This is a genomic window from Enterobacter sp. RHBSTW-00975, from assembly GCF_013615235.1.
Lineage (GTDB): Bacteria > Pseudomonadota > Gammaproteobacteria > Enterobacterales > Enterobacteriaceae > Enterobacter > Enterobacter ludwigii.
The window spans coordinates 2,730,788-2,756,752 of record NZ_CP055883.1; the positions used below are offsets into that span (position 1 = coordinate 2,730,788).

Sequence of the window (25,965 nt, forward strand, 5' to 3'; positions counted from 1 at the left end):
CCATTAGTTTAATTCATGTGAATAGTTAAGCCGAGGTCGGTCTTCCCTCTTACACTATGCGCAGTTATAACATCGTTACTGGAACCCCGGTAACCCTGTCAGGAGTGTGAAAGTGATTAGTATATTCGACATGTTCAAAGTGGGAATTGGCCCTTCGTCTTCCCATACTGTTGGCCCGATGAAGGCCGGTAAACAGTTCGTCGATGATCTGGTCGAAAAAGGATTACTGGAAAGCGTTACCCGTGTCGCCGTGGATGTTTACGGCTCACTGTCATTAACGGGTAAAGGCCACCACACCGATATCGCCATTATTATGGGTCTGGCGGGCAATATGCCGGATACCGTAGATATTGATGCCATTCCGGCATTTATCCGCGACGTGGAAACGCGCGGCCGCCTGCTGCTGGCAAACGGTCAGCATGAAGTGGATTTCCCGCATGATGACGGCATGCGTTTTCGTAGCGATAACCTCTCCCTGCATGAAAACGGTATGCAGATCCACGCCTTTAACGGCGACAAAGTGATCTACAGCAAAACCTATTACTCCATTGGCGGTGGTTTTATCGTTGATGAGGAACACTTCGGCAAAGATACAACGGGTGATGTGAACGTACCTTACCCGTTCAAGTCCGCCAAAGAGATGCTGGACTACTGCCATGAAACCGGTCTGTCACTTTCCGGCATGGTGATGCAGAACGAACTGGCGCTGCACAGCAAAAAAGAGATTGAAGACTATTTTGCGAACGTGTGGCAAACCATGCAGGCCTGTATCGATCGCGGCATGAACACCGAAGGCGTATTGCCTGGGCCACTGCGCGTACCGCGTCGCGCCTCTGCACTGCGCCGTATGCTGGTCACCACAGACAAATTCTCTAACGACCCGATGAACGTGGTCGACTGGGTGAACATGTTTGCGCTGGCGGTGAACGAAGAAAACGCCGCGGGTGGCCGGGTGGTGACTGCACCAACGAACGGCGCGTGCGGTATCGTTCCGGCGGTACTGGCCTACTACGATCACTTTATTGAACCCGTAACGCCTGATATCTACATTCGCTACTTCCTGGCAGCAGGGGCGATTGGTGCGCTGTACAAGATGAATGCGTCTATCTCTGGCGCTGAAGTGGGCTGTCAGGGTGAAGTGGGCGTGGCCTGTTCTATGGCCGCGGCCGGTCTTGCAGAGCTGCTGGGTGCCAGCCCGGAGCAGGTCTGTGTGGCGGCTGAAATCGGTATGGAACATAACCTCGGTCTCACCTGTGATCCGGTTGCGGGTCAGGTGCAGGTACCGTGCATTGAACGTAACGCTATCGCGTCGGTAAAAGCGATCAACGCCACGCGTATGGCCATGCGCCGTACCAGCGAGCCACGCGTTTCGCTGGACAAGGTTATCGAGACCATGTACGAAACCGGTAAAGACATGAACGCCAAATATCGTGAGACCTCCCGCGGCGGTCTGGCGATAAAGGTGCAGTGCGACTAACCGTTTCGCCTCAACGCCTCTCTCGCCCATCTTCCACGATGGGCGAATTTTTATCCCTTTCTCGTCGACTTAATATTTCCCCACTACACTTGCTGTGTTGCCTCGGCTTTTGGTGCTGAAGGCGTATTGGGCGGCCTCCCATGCAAACAGCACAGAGGATCATAAAAAAGTATCGCCGAAAACGCGTCATCGTCTGCGTGATGGTTGCGCTTCTTACGCTCATCATTACGCTGGGTATACGCTTTATTTCACAGCGTAACGTAAATCAGCAAAACACCCTGAACTTTGCGGCGCACTCCGTCAACGTGCTGGATAACGTCTTATTGCCGCTGGAAAAAGGGCGCAACCCGCTGCTGGCACTGGTCGGAGCGCCCTGCTCTCAGGCGCATTTAGTGTTACGAAAACAGGCGGCCTCACTGCAAACGGTGCGCTCAATTGCACTGGTCAAAGACGGTATCCTTTACTGTTCAAGTATTTTCGGCAATCGCGACGTCCCGTTGCGAGAGATTCAGCCTGCCCTGCCCTCCGCCGAAACAAAACTGGTGCTCTCCACCGACAAATCCTTGCTCAAGGGAAGCCCGATCCTGATCCAGTGGTATCCGGTTTCTGATAGCGGAGAAGATGGTGTGATGCAGATTGTGAATATCGATCTCATCACTCGCCTGATGCTGGAGCCACAGCGCCCGCTTATCACCGATGTGGCCCTGACCGTAGGGGATAAATACCTGCGCTACGGTGAAAATGTCTCCGACTCGCTGACAATAAACGATGATGAGAGGGTTCTGCGCCAGCAATCCAGCCATTTCCCCGTTCACCATTACCGTCAGTGGCCCGGGAGCCAGCGAGCTGGCGTTGATATATTTGCCCTCTCAGCTGCCGCTGGCGCTGATGCTCAGTCTCCTGATGGGTTACGTCGCCTGGCTTGCGACCGCGAACCGCATGAGTTTTACCTGGGAAATTAACCTTGGCCTGGCCGCGCGTGAATTCGAGCTGTTTTGCCAGCCGCTGCTGAATGCCCGCACGCAGAAATGCGTGGGGGTGGAGATCCTGCTGCGCTGGAACAACCCCCGTCAGGGATGGATCTCCCCGGACGTTTTTATTCCGCTCGCCGAAGAGCACAACCTGATTATCCCTCTCACACGTTACGTCATTAACGAGACGGTGAGTCAGATTGGCTATTTTCCGGCAACGCCCGGCTTTCACATTGGCATCAACGCCGCCGCCAGCCATTTCCGGCATGGAACGCTCATTCAGGACCTGAACCGCTACTGGTTCAGCGCGCATCCCACCCAGCAGCTGATTGTGGAGCTGACGGAGCGTGACGCGCTGCAGGACGTGGATTATCGCATTGTAAGAGAGTTGCACCGTCAGGGCGTGAAGCTGGCCATTGATGATTTTGGCACCGGCAATAGCTCACTCTCGTGGCTGGAAAAGCTGCATCCGGACGTGCTGAAAATTGATAAGTCCTTTACTAGCGCTATCGGCACTGATGCCGTGAACTCCACGGTGACGGACATCATCATTGCGCTCGGACAACGGCTTAGCATTGAGCTGGTGGCTGAAGGGGTAGAAACGCCCGAGCAGGCGCGGTATTTGCGTCATCACGGGGTAGAGGTACTGCAGGGATTTTTGTTTGCGCAGCCTATGCCGCTGAGGGAATTTCCGCAATGGCTGGCGGAGAGTTCGTCTCCGCCAGCACCGCGTAACGGGCATATCGTTCCGCTGATGCCGTTACGCTAGGCTCAGTTACTCTTCTTCGTCGTGGGCCGACTGCTCTTTAACAATGCGCACCATATCGACGCGATAGTCATTCGCTTCGATTATCGTGATCTGCAGCGGAGGCAGTTCAATGATATCGCCGGTCCGCGGGATTTGTCCGTTAACGGCAATAACCAGCCCAGCCACGGTCGCAATGTCCTCTTCATCGTTGATGATGTTTTCCAGACCCAGCGTGTGCTGTAGCGCGTGCAGATCGGTGGTGCCTTTCACCAGCCAGCCGTCACCGTCGGAGACAATTTCCGGGGTTTCATCCGCATCCGGGAATTCACCGGCAATGGCTTCAAGCACGTCGAGCGGCGTCACCAGCCCCTGCACCACACCAAATTCATTGGTGACGATAACAAAGCTACCGCGTGCGCGGCGCAGGACGCCAAGCAGGTTGATAGGATCCAGCGTTTCCGGCACCACAATCGCCGGTGATGCGGCGGCGACGGCTTCGACGTTAATCCCCTCTTCCAGCGCCACCAGCATCTCTTTCGCACGCACCACGCCGATGATCTCGTCCAGTTCACCCCGGCAAACCGGGAACAGGCTATGCGGTGAAGAGAGCAACTGCTGGCGAATCTCATCAACGCTCAGGCGGGAATCGACCCAGCTGATTTCACCGCGCGGGGTCATGATGCCGCGCAGCGAGCGGGAGGCCAGGGAGAGCACGCCGTTAATCATATAGCGCTCTTCTTCCACAAATGCCCCTTCCGGGACGGGAACCGGGTTACGGCTTTCATTGTCATTCTGCACGTTGACCTGACGGCGACCGCCCATCAGACGCAGAATCGCATCAGCCGTACGCGCACGCAGCGGCTGGGTAGACTGCTGCTTGATAAAGTTATGTCGTGCAATCTGGTTAAACAGCTCGATGAGGATCGAGAAGCCAATGGCGGCGTACAGGTAGCCTTTTGGTATATGGAAGCCAAAACCTTCCGCCACCAGGCTCAGACCAATCATTAGCAGGAAGCTAAGGCAGAGCACCACGACCGTCGGATGCTGATTCACAAAGCGCGTCAGTGGCTTAGACGCCAGCAGCATCACCGCCATCGCGATAACCACGGCAGCCATCATCACCGGGAGGTGGTTCACCATGCCGACAGCCGTGATCACCGCATCCAGCGAGAAGACCGCATCAAGCACCACGATCTGCAGTACCACGACCCAAAAGCTGGCATAGCCTTTACCGTGTCCATCATCGTGCTGGCGATTTTCCAGCCGCTCGTGAAGCTCTGTCGTCGCTTTGAAAAGCAGGAATATCCCCCCGAACAGCATGATCAAATCACGCCCGGAGAAAGTGAAATCCATGACGGAAAAAAGCGGCTTCGTCAGCGTAACCATCCACGAGATCACGGACAGCAGTGCCAGACGCATGACCAGTGCCAGAGAGAGGCCGATCAGACGCGCTTTATCACGTTGTTTTGGCGGCAGTTTGTCCGCAAGGATGGCAATAAACACCAGGTTATCAATGCCGAGAACAATCTCAAGCACGACCAGCGTGAGCAATCCCACCCAGATTGACGGGTCCATTAAGAATTCCATGAAACGCTCCTGCTAACGGAATGACCAAACGGTGCCCCACTCAACGTGGGCAAAACAGAGGTAGACAGAGTCGATACGTGGCGAGGATCGCCGGTGAAACAGGCGCGGAATGGCCTGGAGGATGACTGACGTCGGTGACGGTCCATATAGTGGGCTGTAGCCCTATACTCCTGAACAATTAAACGGAGGCTAAACATATCAGAGACAATGCGTTTTTAGCAAAGATTTACGTTCCTTTGCAAAGATCTGTAACACAGCTGCTTTACCTTACAGATAATTCTGTAACCCATAGCTAAATTACGGATCTTCATCACATAAATTATTTTTTCACTATCTAAAATAATTCGCGGAAGTCTTAGTTTTTTAACTCTAACCCTTTTCTGAATCGATTCGGTTGGCCAGATACGATTCACAGTGCGACTGCCTGGCAGGCGTATTAATGATAATAAAAGGAGGTAGCAAGTGACCATTGCTATTGTCATAGGCACACATGGTTGGGCTGCAGAGCAGTTACTCAAAACAGCAGAGATGCTGTTGGGTGAGCAGGAAAACGTCGGCTGGATCGATTTCGTTCCCGGTGAAAACGCTGAAACGCTGATTGAGAAGTACACTGCTCAACTGCAGAAACTGGATACCAGCAAAGGCGTGCTGTTTCTCGTTGATACATGGGGAGGCAGTCCGTTCAATGCTGCCAGCCGCATTGTCGTCGATAAAGAGCATTATGAAGTTGTCGCCGGGGTGAATATCCCCATGTTGGTGGAAACCTTCATGGCACGCGACGACAATCCGAGTTTCGATGAACTGGTCGCTCTGGCAGTTGAAACCGGTCGCGAAGGCGTGAAAGCGCTGAAAGCACAACCGGTTGAGAAGCCTGCTCCAGTGGCCGCGGCGCCAAAAGCCGCAGCCCCGGCGAAGCCCATGGGCCCGAATGATTACATGGTGATCGGCCTTGCCCGTATCGATGACCGTTTAATCCACGGCCAGGTGGCAACGCGCTGGACCAAAGAGACCAACGTTCGACGCATTATTGTCGTCAGCGACGAAGTTGCTGCTGATACCGTACGTAAAACCCTTCTGACACAGGTTGCTCCTCCTGGCGTTACCGCGCACGTGGTGGATGTCGCCAAAATGATCCGCGTTTATAACAACCCGAAATATGCGGGCGAGCGCGTGATGCTGCTGTTCACAAACCCGACAGACGTTGAACGCCTGGTTGAAGGCGGCGTGAAAATTACCTCCGTAAACATTGGTGGTATGGCATTCCGTCAGGGCAAAACGCAGGTCAACAACGCCATTTCAGTCGATGCGAAAGATATCGAGGCATTCAACAAGCTGAATGCACGCGGTATCGAACTGGAAGCCCGTAAGGTTTCCACGGATCAGAAACTGAAAATGATGGATCTGATCGGTAAAGTTGGGAAATAAGCCCGCGCCGGTTTTTCACATAAAGCTTATGTAATAGGAGAAGTACAATGGAGATTACCACTCTTCAGATTGTGCTGGTGTTCATCGTCGCGTGTATTGCGGGTATGGAATCCGTACTTGATGAATTTCAGTTCCACCGCCCTCTGGTGGCCTGTACGTTGATTGGTGCCGTTCTGGGTGATATGAAAACCGGGATCATCATCGGTGGTACCCTGGAAATGATTGCCCTGGGCTGGATGAACATCGGTGCGGCAGTTGCGCCTGATGCCGCGCTGGCGTCCATCATTTCTACGGTTCTGGTTATTGCCGGTCACCAGAGTATCGGTGCAGGTATTGCCCTGGCCATCCCGCTGGCAGCAGCAGGTCAGGTACTGACCATCATCGTGCGTACTATCACCGTGGCTTTCCAGCACGCGGCGGATAAGGCGGCCGAAAATGGCAACCTGACGGCGCTCTCCTGGATCCACGTATCGTCCCTGTTCCTGCAGGCGATGCGTATCGCGATCCCGGCCGTTATCGTTGCGATCTCCGTCGGTACCAGTGAAGTACAGAGCATGCTGAACGCCATTCCAGAAGTGGTCACCGGCGGTCTGAACATCGCAGGCGGTATGATTGTGGTGGTTGGTTATGCGATGGTTATCAATATGATGCGCGCAGGCTACCTGATGCCGTTCTTCTACCTCGGCTTCGTTACTGCTGCGTTCACCAACTTCAACCTGGTTGCGCTGGGTGTGATTGGTGCAGTGATGGCGATTCTCTACATCCAGCTCAGCCCGAAATATAACCGCGTTGCGGGTGCCCCAGCGCAGGCTGCTGGTAATAACGATCTCGATAACGAACTGGACTAGCAGGTGAGCGAAATGGTTGATATGACAAAAACTACCACCGAGAAAAAACTCACTCCGGGTGATATTCGTGGCGTGTTCATCCGTTCTAACCTGTTTCAGGGTTCATGGAACTTCGAACGTATGCAGGCGCTGGGCTTCTGTTTCTCCATGGTACCGGCTATCAAACGCCTGTATCCGGAAAACAACGAAGCGCGCCGTCAGGCGATTAAGCGTCACCTGGAATTCTTTAACACCCATCCTTATGTGGCGGCTCCGGTTCTGGGCGTGACGTTGGCGATGGAAGAGCAGCGTGCAAACGGCGCAGAGATTGACGATGGTGCCATCAACGGTATCAAAGTCGGTCTGATGGGTCCGCTGGCAGGCGTCGGTGACCCAATCTTCTGGGGTACCGTGCGTCCGGTCTTCGCGGCGCTGGGTGCCGGTATCGCCATGAGCGGAAGCCTGCTTGGGCCACTGCTGTTCTTCATCCTGTTCAATGCGGTGCGTCTGCTGACCCGTTACTACGGTGTGGCTTACGGTTACCGTAAAGGGGTGGACATCGTTAAGGATATGGGCGGCGGCTTCCTGCAGAAACTGACTGAGGGGGCGTCAATCCTCGGCCTGTTTGTCATGGGGGCACTGGTTAACAAGTGGACGCACGTGAACATCCCGCTGGTGGTGTCCACCATCACCGGTCAGGATGGTCAGACCCGTGTTACCACCGTGCAGACGATTCTGGACCAGCTGATGCCGGGTCTGGTACCGCTGCTGCTGACCTTCGCCTGTATGTGGCTACTGCGTAAGAAAGTTAACCCGCTGTGGATCATTGTTGGCTTCTTCGTCATCGGTATCGCGGGCTACGCTGTCGGTCTGCTGGGCCTGTAAGACATCACGTAATACGCCGGGGGCTTGCCCCCGGTTTTTTTATCTGGAGGATGAATGACTGTCACGGACATCGTACTGGTTTTGTTTATTGTGGCCCTTCTGGCATATGCGATCTATGACGAGTTCATCATGCCCCGCCGCCACGGCGAAACGCTGCTCTCCCTGCCCCTTCTGCGACGCGGCCGCGTGGATGCGTTTATCTTCGCCGGTCTCATCGTCATTCTTATATACAACAACGTGACCGGTCATGGTGCAATATTAACCACATGGTTATTATGTGCGCTGGCATTAATGGCGATTTATCTGTTCTGGATCCGTGTTCCGAAAATCATTTTTAAAAGCTGCGGGTTTTTCTTTGCCAATGTATGGATAGAATATAACCGTATTAAAGAGATGAATTTATCGGAAGACGGTGTACTGGTGATGCAATTAGAGCAACGCCGGCTGCTTATTCGGGTCAAGAATATTGACGACCTGGAAAGAATATACAAACTTATGCTTAAAACTCAGTAAGTTAACCACATAGCTTTGGCTATATTCTGCGTTTATTTTGCGCACCTGATATAGCCAAAGCTATATTCTATTCTGTCATTTCTCTTATATTTATTAACGTTATTTTCACGCATAAATCTAAATGAAAATCGTTATCAACACCTTGACGAAATAATGCCGTTTCATTGTTGTTTTATATTCTCAAAATATGTTAAGGTTGCGCCCGTCGTTGGGGAGTAGCTGATTTCCTGTTCGCAGGAAATGTACGTGTCAACATACTCGTTGAAAAACGTGGCACGTACGGACCGTTTGCCGCACAGATTTGTGCAAGGCGGTCAGGCGAGACCATAGATACATCAACTGCTGTTTACTGGGGGCAGTGATGTGTCATATGGATATCTCCCGGTCTGGACGCTTTAATGAATATCTCCGCAACCCTTCTTCTTGCTTTCGGTATGTCCATGGACGCTTTTGCCGCTTCCATCGGTAAAGGTGCCTCGCTGCACAAACCCAAATTCTCTGAAGCGCTACGCACAGGCCTTATCTTTGGTGCTATCGAAACGCTGACACCGCTCATCGGCTGGGGTCTTGGTATGCTGGCAAGCCAGTTCATACTGGAGTGGAACCACTGGATCGCTTTCGTGCTGCTCGTATTTCTGGGGGGGCGAATGGTGATTGAAGGTTTTCGCGGCAATGGCGATGAGGAAGACGAGCCGCAGCACCGCCACGGTTTCTGGCTGCTGGTGACCACCGCCATCGCCACCAGTCTCGACGCCATGGCCGTCGGTGTGGGCCTGGCATTCCTGCAGGTCAATATTATTGCGACCGCGCTGGCCATTGGTTGTGCCACGCTGATTATGTCGACGCTGGGAATGATGGTTGGGCGGTTTATTGGCCCTCTGCTGGGCAAACGCGCCGAGATCCTGGGCGGTATCGTGCTGATTGGCATTGGTGCCCAGATCCTCTGGGCACACTTCGCCGGTTAATCTTCACGCTGCCAGCAGTGGATACTGAAATCTGTCTGGCAGCGAAACGTTGTTTGCTCCGCTAAGGTTTCCCACACGTCCGGTTTTGCCCGCCATGCAAATGGCGTCATCTGCAACAACGCTACAGCTTCTTCCCCTGCCAGGTTCATCTCGTAGGCCAGCGTCTGCTCCTGCTTCAGCGTAAAGCCCGCCAGTTGCTCAGAATGTGGCGCATGCAGCCGAACATCATCATAGATAAGCCCTTTAAGCTCCATCAGATGTCGGGGACCTGGCGTGACGGTAATGACCCATCCGCCCGGTTTGATAACGCGTGCCAGCTCCTGCGCCTTACAGGGCGCATAGATGCGGATAACCGCATCCATGCTGGCAGCGTCAAACGGCAGTCGGTGGCTCGATGCCACGCAGAACGTCACGCCGGAGTAACGTTTTGCCGCCGCGCGGATAGCCACTTTGGAAACATCCAGACCAAATGTCTGCGCGCCCTTCTCTTGTGCAACCTCAGCAAACCGCTCGGTGTAATACCCTTCCCCGCAGCCAATATCCAGCACGCCTGCTGCACTGTCAGTCAGATTATCTTCCAGCAATTGCGCGACGGCCTCTCTGAGTGGCTGATAGTGCCCGGCGTCGAGAAATGCCCGGCGTGCCTGCATCATCTCAGCACTGTCACCCGGATCGCGCGAGCGCTTATGCTGCACCGGCAGAAGATTCACGTAGCCTTCTTTCGCCATATCAAACTGATGTCCCTGCGGACAGGCATAACTTTTTTCTGATCGCGTCAGACGCGCGTGGCAAAGGGGACAACTGAAGGACATGGCAGCTCCGGGGCGTAAATCAAAGGGCGAAGTGTACCGCTATTCGCCCCGGTATAAAACGCCTGGGTTAACGCATGACGATAAGGTGCGAGGAATCAGGCGCCAGACCATCGGGTTTGACGTTCTCAAGACGCAATACGTTACCCATAATCTCGCTGAATACCGGTGCGGAGACGGCGCCGCCATAGTACGCTCCGTTTTGAGGATCGTTAATCACGACCACCAGCGCAAAACGCGGATCGCTGGCAGGCGCGACGCCCGCGGTATAGGCAACGTATTTATCGACATATTTGCCGCTATCATCGATTTTCTTCGCCGTACCGGTTTTCACCGCCACACGGTAATCACGCACCGCAGCCTTAACGCCGCCCCCGCCCGGCAGCGCAACGCTCTCCATCATATGCTCGACCTGATGAGCAATCTCTTCCGGCATGACTCTGTGCCCGATAACGGGTGGATCGATACGGGTAATTGAGAGGGGCCGTTCCAGCCCGAAGCCGCCGATGGTGGCATAGACGTGCGCCAGCTGGAGGGGGGTGACCATCAGACCATAGCCAAAGGCGAAGGTCGCCCTGTCGAGCTGGCTCCAGTATTTACGCTGGGGTAACAGACCGGCGCTCTCGCCGGTTAAGCCAAGCCCGGTGTTTGTACCAAAACCAAAGTTCCGGTAGGTATCAATCAGGTGCTGAACAGGCATCGCCAGCGAGAGGCGAGATACGCCAGTGTCGCTCGATTTTTGCAGGATCCCGGTCATCGAGAGTTCAGGGTAGTAACCCACGTCCCGAATACGGTGTCCGTCAAGCATATACGGATGGGTGTCAATGACGCTGTCAGGCTGCACCAGCCCCTGTTGCAATGCCGTCATCAGCACAAGCGGCTTCACGGTTGAACCTGGCTCGAACGTATCGCTGATGGCACGGTTACGAAAATCGTCTATTGTCGCGCCCTGGCGGTTATTGGGGTTGAAATCCGGATAGCTCGCCATCGCGAGGATTTCACCGGTGGGGATATTAATGAGCACTGATGCCCCCGACTCCGCCTTGTTCCAGGCCACTGCGTTATCTAGCGCATCTTCGGTGATGGTTTGCAGGCGCTCATCAATACTGAGCTGAATATTGTGCGCAGGCACCGGCGCGACTTCCGTCAGATTCTCCACCACGCGACCGTAACGGTCTTCTCTGACCTGGCGGACGCCCGGCTTGCCTGTTAGCTGGGTGTTGAAACTTTTCTCTACCCCCTCAATACCCTGACCGTCAATATTGGTGAAACCAATCAGGTTTGCCGCCACATGCCCGGCAGGATAAAAACGGCGTGATTCATCGCGTAAATTGATACCCGGCAAATTCAGCTTATCGATCCATTTTGCCTGAACAGGATCCACCTGCCGGGCAAGGTAGATGAACCTCCCCTGTGGATTCGCGTTAATCCGTGATGACAGGGTATTCAGGGAGAGATGTAACGCATTCGCCAGCGCCTGCCAGCGATCGTCAAAGCCCACGCCCCCTTTTGCCAGCACCGTTTTTGGGTCGGCCCACACGGCCCTGACCGGGACACTGACCGCCAGCGGCCGGCCCTCACGATCCATGATCATTCCGCGGGGAGCATCAATCGGCAGTTCGCGTAGCGATCGCATATCCTCCTGCTTGACCAGGTTGTCAGGTTTAATAATTTGCAGCCAGGCAACGCGGCCCAGCAAAAACGCCAGACTGCAAAAAATGGCTAAACAGAGCAGCGCAAAACGCGCCGGCGTGAAATTGCCGGCGGTCGTTATCATTTTCTTCTTCACCTGAACCCCAGGACTGTTAAACAACGCCCTGATTTAACGGGAAAAGACGGCCAGAGGGAGGGAAAACAGTGCTACTAATCTCGTAGCTTTGCAACAAGTTACTAACAAGAGCGGGGATGGTAATATTTTGAAAGATAAGGCACATAAAAAAGCCCCGCTATATGCGAGGCTTTATGTCTGAGAGTGAAGTACTACGTGCTTCAGTCAGCAGTGGTTCGATCAGATAGCAGTTACGTTAACTGCAGCTGGGCCTTTCTGGCCGTCCTGAATTTCGAACTCAACGTTCTGGCCTTCAGCCAGAGTTTTGAAGCCGTTACCCTGGATTGCAGAGAAGTGTACGAACACGTCTTTGCTGCCGTCAGCAGGAGTAATGAAACCAAAACCTTTAGACTCGTTGAACCACTTAACTTGACCTTTAATCTTTGCCATTTGCAAAATTCCTTAGAGTGTTTTCTTAGCCCGCAGGCATTACTGAGATAAAACTGAGACATTACTGCATGAGGCACTAATATAAGGTTCGGCAGAGAAGCGGTATTCAACGACAACGTGTTTACTCAGGACTTCTTTACTGAAAATGCCACACATAAACAGAACTGTACCTCGTTTGACCCAAAACGTGTTATCACACACTATGTTTAATATGGCAAGCCATTTTTAAACATGTCTCGATCCGCCGCACAAATTCGAACTGTGCCGGTATGCTTTTGCACAATTATGCGCATGACATATGGACAGCCCTGCTCACTTACACAGACTCGCCGTTGCTTTCACAACCGCTGTTATCTAAGACTTTTTTAACATAGCTCAATCATTCCAGTGCGTCCAGCAACCCGCTAAGAAAAACCCCTACATTGATTGAGTTAGAACAATTTGTGAAAACTTATGCTTAAATCATTGTAACGCCCCTGTATTGTTACAGTGGAAATACAATGTTAATCCTTCACGCTAAACTGTATTAAAAAGCACCAGCTAATAAAGAATGTTATGCACCAAAATAATGAAATTTTTATGACTCTGCATCAAAACAAGGCAAGCAAAACGTTTCGATAAAAATAAAACATTCTTTAGACCTTAGACATACAGAATATATGCAACAATCCAGCGCTTCGTTTATAAGGATAAATATTCACCAATTTTCAGTATCCTGAAGGAATTATTAACCGGTGCTAAATTATCGAGGACTGCAGTTAACTCTCGCACGGGGTCATCAAGCGATTCATCAGCCAGTTCAAACACGCCCCAGTGAATGGGAAACGCCAGTGGGCATCCCAACTGTTGCCACAACGCAACGGCAGATTGCGGATCCATATGATGTATGGCCATGAACCACCGTGGTGCATAAGCGCCAACGGGCAACGCCGCGGCGTCAATTTTACCCAGCCTTTCCGGTATTCGCAGCAGTTCAGGTGAATAGCCCGTGTCGCCGCTAAACCAGAAACGATGATGCCGCCCTTCAAACACCCAGCCACACCACAGGGAGCGATTGCGGTTCCAGAGCGTGCGCATACTCCAGTGCTGCGCCGGTACGGCGGACAGCGTTATCCCCTGCCAGGTGAAACTCTGCCACCAGTCGAGCTCAACAATGCGTCTTGCCCCCCGGCGGCGAAACCAGACTGCCAGACCTAGGGGAACAAACAGAGTGACGTCGGGGAAGCGTTTAAGGATCCGGCGAATGGTCGCGTCATCCAGATGATCGTAATGATTATGGGAGATAACCACTGCATCGAGCTGTTGGAGCTGTTCGACAGACAGAGCGGGAGGCGTTTTACGTTGTGGTCCGAGGAAAGGTAAGGGAGAGGCGCGGCGAGAAAAAACGGGGTCGGTCAGCAGGGTGTTGCCATCAATGTGCAACAACAGGCTTGCGTGTCCGAGCCACCATACCCCATTTTCCTGCGGCTGCTTAAGCGTTGCCGGCTGCCACCACTGGCGGATAAAGTCCTCATATCCGTTTGCCGGGGGGCGGGGTAAGCCAGCTTCTTTGCGCGCTTTTCGCCAGCGATCAACGTCACCGGGCTGATGCCCGACGGGGTCAGTATTACGAAAACCGTTCGGTGTGTGATGTTTCAGGGAGGGGTCATACCAGGGATTTTTCCAGACCACAGCCACCTCCCGGATAAGACAAATTAACGCTCAGCCACCAGGCGGATAAAGTCATCCTGCTCAGTGTTGTCTTCAGCAACCGCGTCTTTCGCCGACGCTTTCTCTTCTGGTTCGTTAGCCTCGCACAGACGACGTAACAGCGCATTCTGACGTTTTTGTTGGTCAAGCAGCGCTTCCAGCAGTTCGATCTGCTCGTTTGTACGGGAACTGGCACGGTTTACGAAAAACCAAATGACAAGCCCCACCAGCAGAACAACCAACGAGATCATCAGGGATGCCATATTTAGCAGCCCTGAATTCAGTAACTCACCCATTTCACCACCTCAATAAAAACGTCTATCTTACCACTGGTGCGAAGGAAGGAAATCACCTTGAGAAAAAATGCGTGTTACCACGGAATAAACTTATTGATTGCGCAAACGCCGCTAAAAAACTGTACATCCTGATCGCACATCACATTGATAGTCTGCGTCCACAACACCACACAGGCTACCAGCACAATAATCAGAATCACCCAGCGTATTTTTTTCACTCCACACTCCGTCTAAAGGCCCGATATAACCAGGTTATCACGGCTATCTTAAACAAGGACTAACTGTACCGCCATCTGGTCGTTTTCAGAATCATGCACTTGTTTCATAGAGTAAACCGTTTAGGCTTACTGCATGACAACAAAGATAAAGAGGCAATGATGCATTTAATCATTCGTACAATTATTGCACTGGCCGTAGTATGGGTTGGCCTTCTGTTAACCGGCTATGGCGTGCTTGTGGGAAGCACCGAAAACGCCGCTGGATTAGGTATTCAATGCAAATACATGACCGCGCAGGGCATGAGCACGGCACAATATATTCATTCAGACAGCGGGATCATTGGTTTAACCAACTGCCCGGTTCTGCGTAAAACATCCGTCGTCATTGATAACGGCTAATCACCCCGATTGATACTGATAAAAAACGCCGCACTGTGTGCGGCGTTTTTTGTGCCCGTAAGGATCAGAACGGGTAGTCGTTATAACCCATTTGTTCAGAAATCTTGCGTGCGGCTGTATGGAGAATCGCCACATACTCATGCAGACGTTCTTCAGAAAAGCGCAGGGTCGGGAAAGAGATACTCAACCCGGCAATGACAACGCCAAAGCGGTCAAATACCGGCACACCGATACAGCGCAGCCCTTCCTCCTGCTCTTCGTTATCTTCGCCATACCCCTGCTCACGTACTTTGTCGAGCACGGCCAATAACTCGTCAGTGCTGGTAATGGTGCGTTCAGTACTGCGCTTATATTCCACGCCTTCGAGGATCTGCTTCACTTCTTCGCGATCGCGCCACGCCAGCAGCACTTTGCCAATCGCGGTACTGTAAAGCGGATTACGACGACCGATGCGTGAATACATGCGCAGGTTGTACATGGAGTCGATTTTATGGATGTAGACAATGCTGTCTTCATCCAGTGCCCCCAGGTGGATAGTCTCTTTGGTCAGGCGAGAGATCTCACGCATCTGGATATCTGCGCTGCGGATCAAATCCACGTTTTGCAGCGCACGGGCTCCGAGCTCGAACAGTTTCAGCGTCAGAGAATACTTTTCAGACTCGCCTTCCTGTGCGACGTAACCCAGTGACTTCATGGTTTGCAAAAAGCGATAAACGGTGCTTTTCGACATCATCACACGCTGCGACAACTCTGTAATACCAATTTCACGCTCTTCTCCGAGCGCCTGTAAGATGCCAAACACCTTCAGCACGGAAGAAACAGAATCTGGCTGTTTATCCAAATCTGCAATTGCCATTTACCACCTCATAGAGAGTGTTTTATAAAAATCAGAACCGGTTTTTATTATAAATTCCCGTCATGTTACCTGCAATCGATCCTCGTTTACTTCGTTACAAATCTGCGACATAAAACTGAAATAACGATGCTAAAATAGTTACCCTGAGAATAATTTCACACTGAGCTTTTCATCCCTAATGGAAAAAAACCTGTCCGATGGCCTGCCTTTGCCCCAGCGGTATGGCGCTATCGCCACAATTGTTATCGGTATTTCAATGGCCGTCCTTGACGGTGCAATCGCTAACGTTGCCCTGCCAACCATTGCCAGCGACCTGCATGCCTCCCCTGCCAGTTCTATATGGATAGTCAATGCCTACCAGATAGCGATCGTGGTTTCACTGCTCTCGTTCTCTTTCCTGGGCGATATGTTCGGTTACCGACGGGTGTATCAATGCGGCCTGCTGGTGTTCACCTTTACTTCCCTTTTCTGTGCCCTTTCTGATTCGCTGCATACTCTGACGCTTGCGCGCATAGCACAGGGTTTTGGGGGCGCGGCACTGATGAGCGTCAACACGGCGTTGATCCGCTTAATCTATCCGCAGCGTCATCTGGGACGCGGTATGGGGATAAACTCGTTTATTGTCGCCGTCTCGTCTGCGGCCGGGCCAACCCTTGCGGCGGCCATACTCTCTGTCGCGTCCTGGCAGTGGTTATTCGCCATTAACGTACCGCTGGGTATTGTGGCCCTCTTCTTTGCTCTGCGCTATCTTCCCGCGAACGGTCCCAAAAGCACGATGCCACGCTTTGACCTTATCAGCGCAGTGATGAATGCCCTGACCTTTGGCCTGCTGATTACTGCCCTGAGCGGCTTTGCACAAGGTCAGTCCCTTATACTTACCGCCGCGGAGCTCATTGCGCTGCTGGTGATTGGCTTCTTCTTTGTACGCCGCCAGCTCGCGCTCCCTGTCCCTTTACTGCCTGTCGACCTGCTGCGTATTCCTCTTTTTTCTCTCTCGATTTGTACTTCTGTTTGCTCATTCTGCGCCCAGATGCTGGCCCTGGTCTCTCTGCCCTTCTTCCTGCAAAGTGTGGTGGGACGTACTGAAGTCGAGACCGGACTGCTGTTAACGCCGTGGCCACTGGCGACGATGGTAATGGCGCCGCTGGCAGGGTATTTGATTGAGCGCGTCCACGCCGGATTGCTTGGCGCGCTGGGGCTTGCCGTCATGGCCACGGGGCTGTTCGCACTCGCACTACTCCCCTCATCACCCACCGATCTGGATATCATCTGGCGCATGATCCTGTGCGGTGCAGGGTTCGGTCTGTTCCAGTCGCCTAACAACCACACCATCATCACCTCAGCGCCGCGCCATCGCAGCGGTGGTGCCAGCGGTATGTTGGGCACCGCACGTCTGCTGGGACAAAGCACCGGCGCGGCCCTGGTCGCGCTGATGTTTAATCTTGCCGGGCAAAATGGCAACCACGTTGCACTTTTCACCGCAGGCGCCCTTGCCACCCTCGCCGCCATCATCAGCGGGCTGCGCATTACCCAGCCCAGAGTACAGGCATAAAAAAAGCCGGGCGGATATCTCCAGCCCGGCTCATTGCCCTTCTTAGTGTTACTTCAGGTATTCACCACTGCGCAGCGCTTCGATACGTTTATCCAGCGGCGGGTGACTCATAAACAGCTCGCTCAGCGATTTTGATTTACCGTTAATGCAGAATGCCATAATGCTGGTCGCTTCCTGCGGTTCATAGCTGGTTTTCAGACGCTGCAGCGCGGCAATCATCTTCTCACGGCCAACCAGTTTCGCCGAGCCGGCATCCGCATGGAACTCACGGTGACGGGAGAACCACATGGTGATGATGCTGGCCAGAATACCGAATACCAGCTCCAGTACCGTCGCAACCGCGAAGTAGATCAGCGGGTTGCCGTTGCTCTCTTCCCCTTCATCGCGGTTCCCGCCCATAAAGCCTGCCGCGATCTGCGCCAGAATACGGGAGATGAAGATAACAAAGGTGTTCACTACGCCCTGGATCAGGGTCATGGTGACCATGTCGCCGTTCGCGATATGGCTGATTTCGTGAGCGATAACCGCTTCGGCTTCGTCACGGCTCATGTTCTGCAACAACCCGGTGCTGACGGCAACCAGCGACGCATCACGACGGGCACCTGTGGCAAAGGCGTTAATATCAGGCGCGTGGTAAATGGCCACCTGCGGCATGGCGATACCCGCCTGCTGCGATTGCTGAGCCACGGTATTCATCAGCCACTGTTCCATATCGTTACGCGGTTGCTCAATGACTTCACCACCTACCGATTTCAGTGCCATCCATTTCGACATCAGGAGTGAAACGAATGAGCCACCAAAACCAAACAGCAGCGCCATAATCAACAGACCCTGAACGCTGCTCGACTGAATTCCTGTCAGGCTTAGCACGAGCCCGAAAACCACCATCACCGCAAGGTTGGTGAGCAGGAAGAGCGCGATTCGCATCATAATTTTCTTTTAACCTCAGTTTAACAAAGCGCACTATGCGATTACCCACATCGTATGGGTATTACGGCTATTTTCAAGCATCCATCGGGCGTAAGTCACCAGAAAGACACAACTTTACACAATTGGAAATTTGCCTGACGGGAGAATGCGGAACAAAAAGAAACAGGCACAATTTCTTGTGCCTGTTGGGGGATTATTTTGCCGGTGCGGGTTGCACGGCGGGCTTCGCCTTTTCCTGATTCGCCAGGTCAAGAGCGATATGCACCGTCTCGTCGAGGTAAGGATCCGGCTCCTGGTAATCTTTTGGCAGATCGTCCAGTTTCTTAAGCAGAGGCTTACCTTCACGCTTGAAGCGATCGTTGATACGCGCCAGACGCGTTGCATCATCTTCGTTGTTCTCTTTCTCACGCTGAGCGTAGTTGAGAGAAACAATATTCCGCTTATCTTTCAGGGCATTGAAACGAGCAATGTCCTTCATGATGTACTGGAATTCCGGATCTTTGGCGATGCGATCGTTGTGCGCTTTCAGCAGTTCAGGACCAAACTGCGTCATATCACCCGCTTTCACGTACGTCGCGGCGTTAATGCTATCCCACGGCAATGCGTTATCTTCAAACTTCTCGCCGGTTTCAGTCTCTTCCGTGCCTGTCGGCATCATGATATCCGGCGTCACGCCTTTACGCTGCGTACTGCCACCGTTCACACGATAGAATTTCTGAATGGTGTACTGAACCGAACCCAGTGCAGGCCATTCCGGACGCAGCATCTGATCGTAGATACGATTCAGAGAACGATACTGCTGTACGGTACCTTTACCAAATGTCGGCTCACCGACAATCAGCGCACGGCCATAGTCCTGCATAGCGGCGGCAAAGATTTCAGACGCGGAAGCACTGAAGCGATCGACCAAGACCACCAGCGGGCCTTTGTAATAGACCACACCATCGTTGTCGGCATCTTCACGTACTTTACCGTTGTTATCGCGCACCTGAACCACCGGACCAGACGGGATAAACAGCCCGGACAGTGAAACCGCTTCGGTCAGCGCCCCACCACCGTTGCTGCGCAAGTCGATGATGACGCTGCTCACGTTCTGCTTTTCAAGCTTCTGCAGCTGGACTTTTACATCATCAGTCAGCCCGACGTAGAAGCCCGGAATATCCAGAACACCCACCTTCTCTTTACCCACGGTCTTCACCGACATTTTCACCGCGCGGTCTTCCAGGCGGATACGCTCACGCGTCAGGGTAACGATACGGGTTTTGGTGCCTTTACCGGCTGGCAGAATTTCAAGGCGAACTTTGCTGCCTTTCGGACCTTTGATCAGCGCAACCACATCATCCAGACGCCAGCCGATCACATCGACCATGTTCTGTCCGGTTTGACCCACACCAACAATGCGATCGCCTACGCTTATCGCTTTGCTTTTCGACGCCGGGCCACCGGCCACCATTGAGTTGATCACGGTGTAATCATCGTCCATCTGCAGCACCGCACCGATACCTTCCAGAGACAAGCTCATTTCGGTATTAAACTGTTCGGTATTGCGAGGCGAGAGATAATTGGTATGCGGATCGATTTCGTGAGCGAAAGCGGTCATCGCCAGTGAGAAAACATCTTCACTGTTGGTCTGAGCCAGACGACGAATAGCGAATTTGTAACGGCGCGTCAGCGTGTCACGGATCTCTTTTTCATCTTTGCCGGTCAGCTTAAGGCTCAGCTCGTCGTATTTTACTTTTCCATCCCACAGCGCATTCAGCTCGGCTTCGTCTTTCGGCCAGGGCGCTTTACTGCGGTCCAGATTAAAGGTGTCGTTGCCGGTGAAGTCCATCGGACGTTCCAGCACTTTCAGCGCATACTGATAGCGTTCAAAGCGGCGCTTTTGCGACAGGTTATAGAGATCGTAGAACAGATCCAGCTTGCCTGAACGCAACTCGTCACCCACCCCGGATTTACGCTTAGCGAACTGCTCGACATCGCTGGCGAGCAATACGTTATGGCTGTAATCCAGCAAGTTCAGATAGCGGTCAAAGATTTTGGCCGAAAAGGCCTGATCGAGATCGAACTGACGATAGTGCGAACGAGTGAAGCGTGAGGTCACACGCTCGCTCACCGTCGCGTGCTGCGTCTCTTCCTTGAGGACCGGAATTTGATCAACACGCGTGATATCGTCCACTGCGAAAGCATGGCCTGTTATAGCAAACAGGCCCGCCAACGCGGTGAGCTTAAAAAAAGTGTTCATGCCAGGCTTGGCCTCCGTTTCAGAACAACAAGTGTTCTGCGCGTACAATCATTGACATACCAGAAGTCAGCTGTACACGAACGCCATCTTTGGTGATTTCCAGTACGGTGGCGTCCATTGCGTTGTTACCCGCTTTCACCATCAGTGCCTGACCCACGCTCAGGGCGTTAATGTCAGAAACCGGCGTATGGCGCGGCTCTTCACGAGGGGCGCGCGGGGCTTTAGCTGCTGGTTTGTCAGCACGCGGTTTGCGATCGTTATTATCGTTACGACGCGGCGCTGGGCGTGGTTTACGCTCACGACGAGGCGCTTCTTCCTGGCCGTTTGCCGCTGCGGCTTCGCGTTTTTTCGCTTGCTGTTCTGCACGTTGTGCCTGAACGCGTGCTTTGGCTTCTTCCAGCTGTTTACGTGCGTGCTCAACGTGCTGCTCGTCCAGCTCACCACAAGGGTTGCCGTCAAGATCAACACGCGTCGCGCCCGCTTTGATACCGTACAGGTAACGCCAGCTCGAAGTATAAAGACGTAAGGCGGAACGAAGCTGAGTTTTGCTGAGGTTCATTTCCCCCTCAACGCGTGCCACCAGATCCTGAAAAATACCGACTTTCAGGGGACGAGCTTCACCTTCAGCACTGAAGCACTGTGGGAAACGCTCGGCCAGAAATGCGATAACTTCTTTACTGCTATTCAACTTAGGTTGATTTTCCATGAAATTTCCTGATTACAACGGACGTTGCCAACAAGCGCAGGCATGAACAGGCGTCATTATAATGACGCTATCAGTAAATGCTACGTTATCCGTTGATTATCCTGCTACGCTCGCAAAGAATTTTTGATAATCGGTTGCGTCGAGAACGTTTTCGAGGTTCGCCACCAGCTCGCGCAGCCCTTGTTCGTCCTCGGTTGTGAAGCGACTGAAGACCGTGCTGTCGATATCCAAAACGCCAATAATCTGATTTTTTACCACCAGAGGCAGAACGATTTCAGAATTACTGGCTGCGTCACAGGCAATGTGTCCGTCAAACGCATGGACGTCTTCGACGCGCTGTACCTGATTAGTCGCGACCGCTGTACCACAAACGCCGCGTCCTACGGGAATACGCACGCAGGCAATTTTCCCCTGGAACGGGCCAAGCACCAGCGTTTCACCTTCCAGAAGGTAAAAACCGGCCCAGTTAACGTCAGATAGCCGTTCAAACAGCAATGCGCTAGTATTTGCCAGAGTGGCTAAGAAGCTGGTCTCACCCGCCATCAATGCCTTAAAATCGCGGTTAAGATCCGCGTAGAATTCTGTTTTGTTCATTATTCAATCACTTAGTTGTCTTACAAAATTACCGCATAGCCTATTAAAATAAGCATTAAATGCGCTCATGCTCAAGATGAATCCGTTCATGAGTTAATATAACGTTCAACAATACTTATTTGTGCGCAGCTGATGGCCTTAAAAACAACCAAAATTACGCCGACAAAAAAGATAACTGTCCATACGGTAAGCGAAGCTTTGCCTCGTGCACATTATCAGCGTTGCCCGCAGTGCGATACGCTTTTTATGTTGCCGAAGATGAAATCGCATGAAAGTGCTTTTTGCCCCCGCTGCGACGCTAAAATTCGCGACGGCCGCGACTGGTCGCTGACCCGTCTCGCCGCGATGGCCATCACCATGCTGCTTCTTATGCCGTTTGCCTGGGGCGAACCGCTGCTGAAGCTGTACCTGCTTGGTGTGCGTATTGATGCCAACGTACTGCAGGGGATCTGGCAGATGACGCGCCAGGGTGACCCGCTCACCGCCGCCATGGTGCTGTTCTGTACGGTCGGCGCGCCGCTGGTGCTGGTCGCCGCCATTGCCTATCTTTGGTTTGGTAACATTCTGGGGATGAATCTCCGCCCCGTGTTGCTGATGCTGGACAAACTGAAAGAGTGGGTCATGCTGGATATCTACCTGGTGGGCGTCGGCGTGGCGTCCATAAAAGTGCAGGACTATGCATTCTTACAGCCCGGGGTCGGACTCTTTGCATTTATTTGTCTGGTCTTGCTCAGCATCCTCACACTCATTCATCTGAACGTCGAACAGCTCTGGGAGCGCTTTTACCCTCAGCGCCCGGCCACGCGACCGGATGAAAGTCTCCGGGTCTGTCTGGGGTGTCACTATACTGGCTTGCCCGACCCACGTGGCCGTTGCCCGCGGTGTCATATTCCCCTGAGACTGCGGCGCAACAACAGTCTGCAAAAATGCTGGGCCGCGCTGATTGCCTCGCTGGTCTTTTTGATCCCGGCCAATATGCTGCCGATTTCCATCATTTACGTGAATGGTGGGCGCCAGGAGGATACCATCCTCTCCGGGATCATCTCCCTCGCCCACAGCAACGTGGGGGTGGCGGCAATTGTGTTTATCGCCAGTATTCTGGTGCCGTTTACCAAAGTGGTGGTGATGTTTACCCTGCTCCTGAGTATTCACTTCAAATGTGAGCACGGTTTACGTACCCGAATTCTGCTTTTGCGATTCGTCACCTGGATTGGCCGCTGGTCGATGTTGGATCTGTTCGTGATTTCGTTGATGATGTCGCTGATCAATCGCGACCAGTTATTAGCTTTTACAATGGGACCCGCAGCTTTTTATTTCGGCTCCGCGGTGATATTGACTATTCTTGCTGTGGAATGGCTGGATAGCCGCTTACTTTGGGATGCACATGAGTCAGGAAACGCCCGCTTCGCCGACTGAAGCGAGAATTAAAACAAAACGCCGCATTTCTCCATTCTGGTTGCTGCCTGTCATCGCCCTGATGATTGCAGGCTGGCTTATCTGGACGAGCTATGAAGATCGCGGAAGCACCATCACCATTGACTTCCAGTCTGCCGACGGCATTGTGGCCGGGCGAACCCCTGTCCGCTTCCAGGGGGTTGAAGTGGGTACCGTTCAGGACATCAGCCTTGGAAAAGGGCTGAATAAAATTCAGGTCCGCGCCAGCATTAAGTCCGATATGCAGGATGCGCTGCGCAGCGAAACGCAGTTCTGGCTGGTAACGCCTAAGGCCTCTCTGGCGGGTGTTTCAGGGCTGGATGCACTGGTTGGCGGTAACTACATCGGCATGATGCCGGGTAAAGGTGAACCGCAGGATCACTTTGTTGCGCTGGATACCCAACCAAAATACCGACTGAATAACGGCGATCTGATGATCCATCTGCAGGCACCAGATTTGGGTTCCCTCAACAGTGGCTCACTGGTTTATTACCGTAAAATTCCGGTAGGTCGCGTTTATGATTACGCCATCAACCCGAATAAACAGGGCGTGACGATTGATGTGTTAATCGATCGCCGCTTCACTAACCTGGTGAAAAAAGGCAGCCGTTTCTGGAACGTCTCCGGCGTGGATGCTGACCTCAGCCTGAGCGGTGCCAAAGTGAAGCTCGAGAGCCTGGCCGCACTGGTCAACGGTGCCGTTGCCTTCGACTCTCCGGAAAACTCCAGCCCGGCCACGGCAGATGATACCTTCGGACTGTATGCTGACCTGGCGCACAGCCAGCGCGGCGTGATCGTCAAACTCGCCCTGCCCGACGCTAAAGGGCTGAAAGCGGGTTCCACACCGCTTATGTATCAGGGATTGCAGGTTGGGCAGCTCACCAAAATGACGCTCAATCCAGGCGGTTCCGTGACCGGTGAGATGACCGTCGACCCGAGCGTAGTTGATCTCCTGCGTGAAAAAACGCGTATCGAGATGCGCAGCCCAAAACTGTCTCTGAACGATACCAGCCTGAGCAATCTTCTGACCGGTAATACGTTTGAACTGATCCCCGGTGAAGGTCAACCCAGCAACAGTTTCGTTGTTGCGCCGGCAGATAAAGCGCTGCTGCAAAAACCGGGCGTCGTAACGGTAAAACTGACCGCGCCTGAAAGTTACGGTATCGAAGCCGGCCAGCCGCTGATTCTGCATGGCGTCCAGGTGGGCCAGGTGCTGGAGCGTACGCTCTCTGAAAACGGCGTGAGCTTCTCGGTGGCTATCGATCCGCAATACAGCGACCTCGTACATGGCGACAGTAAATTTGTGGTGAACAGCCGCGTCGACGTGAAGGTTGGCCTCGACGGCGTTGAGTTCCTCGGTGCCAGCGCCAGCGAATGGGTAAACGGCGGGATCCGCATTTTACCGGGCAATAAAGGCCCGGTGCGCGACAGTTATCCGCTGTATGCCAACCTGGACAAAGCGATTGAAAACAGCATGAGCGATCTCCCAACCACGACACTGACGCTAAGCGCCGAGACGCTTCCTGATGTCCAGGCTGGCTCCGTCGTGCTGTACCGTAAGTTTGAGGTCGGGGAAGTGATTGCCGTACGCCCTCATGCGGACGCGTTTGATATCGAACTGCATATCAAACCGGAGTATCGCAAGTTGCTGACCCCGAATAGCGTGTTCTGGGCCGAAGGTGGTGCGAAAGTGCAGCTTAACGGTAACGGGCTGACCGTGCAGGCCTCCCCGCTTTCACGTGCGCTGCGCGGAGCGATCAGCTTCGATAACCTCAGCGGTGCGGGTGCAAACCTGCGTAAAGGCGATAAGCGTATTCTCTTCCCGTCTGAAACCGCTGCCCGTGCCGTTGGCGGACAGATTACCCTGCATGCTTTTGATGCAGGGAAGCTGGCGGAAGGGATGCCTATCCGTTATCTGGGTATTGATATCGGACAGATCCAGAAGCTGACGCTTATCACCGCGCGTAACGAGGTGCAGGCCACCGCCGTGCTCTACCCGGAATATGTTCAAACCTTCGCCCGCTCAGGCTCCCGCTTCTCGGTGGTGACGCCACAGATTTCGGCCGCTGGCGTTGAGCACCTCGACACTATCCTGCAGCCTTATATCAACGTCGAACCCGGTAAGGGGAATGCTCGCCGTGACTTTGAACTGCAGGAAGCCACGATCACTGACTCTCGCTATCTGGATGGCCTGAGCATTGTGGTGGAAGTGCCGGAAGCAGGCTCGCTGAATATCGGCACACCGGTGCTGTTCCGCGGGATTGAGGTGGGTACAGTGACGGGCCTGACGCTCGGTACGCTCTCTGACCGCGTGATGGTGGCATTACGCATCAGCGATCGTTACCAGCACCTGGTGCGTAATAACTCGGTGTTCTGGCTGGCCTCCGGCTATTCACTGGACTTCGGTCTGACGGGCGGGGTGGTGAAAACCGGCACCTTCAACCAGTTCATTCGTGGCGGTATTGCTTTCGCTACACCACCAGGGACGCCGCTGGCGCCGAAAGCGCAACCGGGCAAACACTTCCTGCTGCTCGAAAGCGAGCCGAAAGAGTGGCGTGAATGGGGCACTGCCCTGCCGCGTTAATCTCAGGGCTCCGGTGTCAACGCACCGGAGCCTTTATGTT

General features: G+C 53.3%; 23 protein-coding genes, 1 pseudogene and 1 riboswitch. Of the genes and pseudogenes, 11 read left to right on the forward strand and 13 right to left on the reverse strand.

Translation table 11 applies throughout. The features are described 5' to 3' along the window. The first annotated feature begins 112 nt into the window (after positions 1-112). A complete protein-coding gene (sdaA, locus tag HV340_RS13075) occupies positions 113-1,477 on the forward strand; it encodes an L-serine ammonia-lyase (protein WP_020883424.1) in 1,365 nt (454 codons plus the stop codon). 140 nt (positions 1,478-1,617) lie between these two features. Beyond that, a pseudogene (locus HV340_RS13080) lies at positions 1,618-3,217 on the forward strand (EAL domain-containing protein). 6 nt (positions 3,218-3,223) lie between these two features. On the opposite strand, the gene yoaE reads toward HV340_RS13080, so the two are convergent. Next, the gene (gene yoaE / locus HV340_RS13085) at positions 3,224-4,783 is read right to left on the reverse strand and encodes a CNNM family cation transport protein YoaE (protein WP_181216020.1); all 1,560 of its coding nucleotides are present in this window, start codon (positions 4,781-4,783) and stop codon (positions 3,224-3,226) included. Positions 4,784-5,245: 462 nt separating this feature from the next. On the opposite strand from yoaE, the gene manX reads away from it, so the two are divergent. From manX to mntP, 5 genes are all read left to right on the forward strand, one after another. After that, entirely contained in the window at positions 5,246-6,208 is a 963-nt protein-coding gene (manX, locus tag HV340_RS13090) for a PTS mannose transporter subunit IIAB (protein WP_014170598.1), read from the forward strand. Between the two features lie 47 nt (positions 6,209-6,255). Beyond that, positions 6,256-7,056 carry a PTS mannose transporter subunit IIC gene (gene manY / locus HV340_RS13095; protein WP_014170599.1) on the forward strand — a complete coding sequence of 267 codons (801 nt, stop codon included), beginning with the start codon at positions 6,256-6,258 and terminating at the stop codon, positions 7,054-7,056. A gap of 12 nt (positions 7,057-7,068) precedes the next feature. After that, complete coding sequence (locus HV340_RS13100) at positions 7,069-7,920, forward strand: PTS mannose transporter subunit IID (protein WP_006810994.1); 852 nt, start codon at positions 7,069-7,071, stop codon at positions 7,918-7,920. Positions 7,921-7,974: 54 nt separating this feature from the next. Further along, positions 7,975-8,433, forward strand: a complete 459-nt coding sequence (locus tag HV340_RS13105; RefSeq protein WP_181216021.1) for a DUF986 family protein — start codon at positions 7,975-7,977, stop codon at positions 8,431-8,433. 198 nt (positions 8,434-8,631) lie between these two features. Continuing rightward, positions 8,632-8,821, forward strand: a riboswitch (yybP-ykoY riboswitch). Positions 8,822-8,831: 10 nt separating this feature from the next. Next, positions 8,832-9,398, forward strand: a complete 567-nt coding sequence (gene mntP / locus HV340_RS13110; protein WP_014170601.1) for a manganese efflux pump MntP — start codon at positions 8,832-8,834, stop codon at positions 9,396-9,398. Here mntP and rlmA read toward each other — a convergent pair. The 7 genes from rlmA to mgrB form a co-directional block, all read right to left on the reverse strand. Continuing rightward, the gene (gene rlmA / locus HV340_RS13115) at positions 9,395-10,210 is read right to left on the reverse strand and encodes a 23S rRNA (guanine(745)-N(1))-methyltransferase (RefSeq protein ID WP_181216022.1); all 816 of its coding nucleotides are present in this window, start codon (positions 10,208-10,210) and stop codon (positions 9,395-9,397) included. The genes mntP and rlmA overlap by 4 nt on opposite strands. A 67-nt stretch (positions 10,211-10,277) precedes the next feature. Next, entirely contained in the window at positions 10,278-11,984 is a 1,707-nt protein-coding gene (gene ftsI, locus HV340_RS13120; RefSeq protein WP_181216023.1) for a peptidoglycan glycosyltransferase FtsI, read from the reverse strand. Positions 11,985-12,215: 231 nt separating this feature from the next. Next, positions 12,216-12,425 (reverse strand): transcription antiterminator/RNA stability regulator CspE, encoded by a 210-nt coding sequence (cspE, locus tag HV340_RS13125; protein WP_001062678.1) that lies wholly within the window; start codon positions 12,423-12,425, stop codon positions 12,216-12,218. 39 nt (positions 12,426-12,464) lie between these two features. Beyond that, on the reverse strand, positions 12,465-12,581 hold the full coding sequence (locus tag HV340_RS13130) for a DUF2627 domain-containing protein (protein WP_032611517.1): 117 nt from the start codon (positions 12,579-12,581) through the stop codon (positions 12,465-12,467). 525 nt (positions 12,582-13,106) lie between these two features. Continuing rightward, positions 13,107-14,096 carry an MBL fold metallo-hydrolase gene (locus HV340_RS13135; RefSeq protein ID WP_121339460.1) on the reverse strand — a complete coding sequence of 330 codons (990 nt, stop codon included), beginning with the start codon at positions 14,094-14,096 and terminating at the stop codon, positions 13,107-13,109. A gap of 23 nt (positions 14,097-14,119) precedes the next feature. Further along, positions 14,120-14,410, reverse strand: coding sequence for a YebO family protein (locus HV340_RS13140; protein ID WP_020883419.1), 291 nt, complete (start codon positions 14,408-14,410; stop codon positions 14,120-14,122). A gap of 74 nt (positions 14,411-14,484) precedes the next feature. Continuing rightward, a complete protein-coding gene (gene mgrB, locus HV340_RS13145; RefSeq protein ID WP_014170606.1) occupies positions 14,485-14,628 on the reverse strand; it encodes a PhoP/PhoQ regulator MgrB in 144 nt (47 codons plus the stop codon). Positions 14,629-14,787: 159 nt separating this feature from the next. Between mgrB and HV340_RS13150 the strand changes: the two genes are divergently transcribed. Further along, positions 14,788-15,027: a YobH family protein gene (locus HV340_RS13150; protein WP_020883418.1), complete on the forward strand. Its 240-nt coding sequence runs from the start codon at positions 14,788-14,790 to the stop codon at positions 15,025-15,027. A 64-nt stretch (positions 15,028-15,091) separates the two neighbouring features. Here the strand turns inward: HV340_RS13150 and kdgR are convergent, their stop codons facing one another. Continuing rightward, positions 15,092-15,883 (reverse strand): DNA-binding transcriptional regulator KdgR, encoded by a 792-nt coding sequence (kdgR, locus tag HV340_RS13155; protein WP_014170608.1) that lies wholly within the window; start codon positions 15,881-15,883, stop codon positions 15,092-15,094. Between the two features lie 178 nt (positions 15,884-16,061). Here kdgR and HV340_RS13160 point away from each other — a divergent pair, with 178 nt between their 5' ends. Beyond that, positions 16,062-17,435: an MFS transporter gene (locus tag HV340_RS13160; protein ID WP_063858486.1), complete on the forward strand. Its 1,374-nt coding sequence runs from the start codon at positions 16,062-16,064 to the stop codon at positions 17,433-17,435. Positions 17,436-17,483: 48 nt separating this feature from the next. Here HV340_RS13160 and htpX read toward each other — a convergent pair whose 3' ends face one another. From htpX to HV340_RS13180, 4 genes are all read right to left on the reverse strand, one after another. Next, on the reverse strand, positions 17,484-18,365 hold the full coding sequence (gene htpX, locus HV340_RS13165) for a protease HtpX (RefSeq protein ID WP_014170610.1): 882 nt from the start codon (positions 18,363-18,365) through the stop codon (positions 17,484-17,486). 193 nt (positions 18,366-18,558) lie between these two features. Continuing rightward, the gene (gene prc / locus HV340_RS13170; protein ID WP_020883416.1) at positions 18,559-20,607 is read right to left on the reverse strand and encodes a carboxy terminal-processing peptidase; all 2,049 of its coding nucleotides are present in this window, start codon (positions 20,605-20,607) and stop codon (positions 18,559-18,561) included. Positions 20,608-20,626: 19 nt separating this feature from the next. Further along, complete coding sequence (proQ, locus tag HV340_RS13175) at positions 20,627-21,313, reverse strand: RNA chaperone ProQ (RefSeq protein WP_181216024.1); 687 nt, start codon at positions 21,311-21,313, stop codon at positions 20,627-20,629. A 96-nt stretch (positions 21,314-21,409) separates the two neighbouring features. Further along, entirely contained in the window at positions 21,410-21,907 is a 498-nt protein-coding gene (locus HV340_RS13180) for a GAF domain-containing protein (RefSeq protein ID WP_040017774.1), read from the reverse strand. Between the two features lie 132 nt (positions 21,908-22,039). Between HV340_RS13180 and yebS the strand changes: the two genes are divergently transcribed. Beyond that, positions 22,040-23,323: a membrane integrity lipid transport subunit YebS gene (gene yebS / locus HV340_RS13185; protein ID WP_181216025.1), complete on the forward strand. Its 1,284-nt coding sequence runs from the start codon at positions 22,040-22,042 to the stop codon at positions 23,321-23,323. Beyond that, on the forward strand, positions 23,292-25,925 hold the full coding sequence (locus HV340_RS13190) for a PqiB family protein (RefSeq protein WP_020883414.1): 2,634 nt from the start codon (positions 23,292-23,294) through the stop codon (positions 25,923-25,925). Before yebS ends, HV340_RS13190 begins: the two co-directional genes overlap by 32 nt. Positions 25,926-25,965: the final 40 nt, after the last annotated feature.

What these genes read in the sequence shown, in the direction of transcription:
- yoaE (WP_181216020.1), bottom strand. Translation starts at nt 4,783, where the DNA reads ATGGAATTCTTAATGGACCCGTCAATCTGGGTGGGATTGCTCACGCTG.
- manY (WP_014170599.1), top strand. Translation starts at nt 6,256, where the DNA reads ATGGAGATTACCACTCTTCAGATTGTGCTGGTGTTCATCGTCGCGTGT.
- HV340_RS13100 (WP_006810994.1), top strand. Translation starts at nt 7,069, where the DNA reads ATGGTTGATATGACAAAAACTACCACCGAGAAAAAACTCACTCCGGGT.
- HV340_RS13105 (WP_181216021.1), top strand. Translation starts at nt 7,975, where the DNA reads ATGACTGTCACGGACATCGTACTGGTTTTGTTTATTGTGGCCCTTCTG.
- mntP (WP_014170601.1), top strand. Translation starts at nt 8,832, where the DNA reads ATGAATATCTCCGCAACCCTTCTTCTTGCTTTCGGTATGTCCATGGAC.
- rlmA (WP_181216022.1), bottom strand. Translation starts at nt 10,210, where the DNA reads ATGTCCTTCAGTTGTCCCCTTTGCCACGCGCGTCTGACGCGATCAGAA.
- ftsI (WP_181216023.1), bottom strand. Translation starts at nt 11,984, where the DNA reads ATGATAACGACCGCCGGCAATTTCACGCCGGCGCGTTTTGCGCTGCTC.
- cspE (WP_001062678.1), bottom strand. Translation starts at nt 12,425, where the DNA reads ATGGCAAAGATTAAAGGTCAAGTTAAGTGGTTCAACGAGTCTAAAGGT.
- HV340_RS13130 (WP_032611517.1), bottom strand. Translation starts at nt 12,581, where the DNA reads ATGTGTGGCATTTTCAGTAAAGAAGTCCTGAGTAAACACGTTGTCGTT.
- HV340_RS13140 (WP_020883419.1), bottom strand. Translation starts at nt 14,410, where the DNA reads ATGGGTGAGTTACTGAATTCAGGGCTGCTAAATATGGCATCCCTGATG.
- HV340_RS13150 (WP_020883418.1), top strand. Translation starts at nt 14,788, where the DNA reads ATGCATTTAATCATTCGTACAATTATTGCACTGGCCGTAGTATGGGTT.
- kdgR (WP_014170608.1), bottom strand. Translation starts at nt 15,883, where the DNA reads ATGGCAATTGCAGATTTGGATAAACAGCCAGATTCTGTTTCTTCCGTG.
- HV340_RS13160 (WP_063858486.1), top strand. Translation starts at nt 16,062, where the DNA reads ATGGAAAAAAACCTGTCCGATGGCCTGCCTTTGCCCCAGCGGTATGGC.
- htpX (WP_014170610.1), bottom strand. Translation starts at nt 18,365, where the DNA reads ATGATGCGAATCGCGCTCTTCCTGCTCACCAACCTTGCGGTGATGGTG.
- prc (WP_020883416.1), bottom strand. Translation starts at nt 20,607, where the DNA reads ATGAACACTTTTTTTAAGCTCACCGCGTTGGCGGGCCTGTTTGCTATA.
- proQ (WP_181216024.1), bottom strand. Translation starts at nt 21,313, where the DNA reads ATGGAAAATCAACCTAAGTTGAATAGCAGTAAAGAAGTTATCGCATTT.
- HV340_RS13180 (WP_040017774.1), bottom strand. Translation starts at nt 21,907, where the DNA reads ATGAACAAAACAGAATTCTACGCGGATCTTAACCGCGATTTTAAGGCA.
- yebS (WP_181216025.1), top strand. Translation starts at nt 22,040, where the DNA reads ATGGCCTTAAAAACAACCAAAATTACGCCGACAAAAAAGATAACTGTC.
- HV340_RS13190 (WP_020883414.1), top strand. Translation starts at nt 23,292, where the DNA reads ATGAGTCAGGAAACGCCCGCTTCGCCGACTGAAGCGAGAATTAAAACA.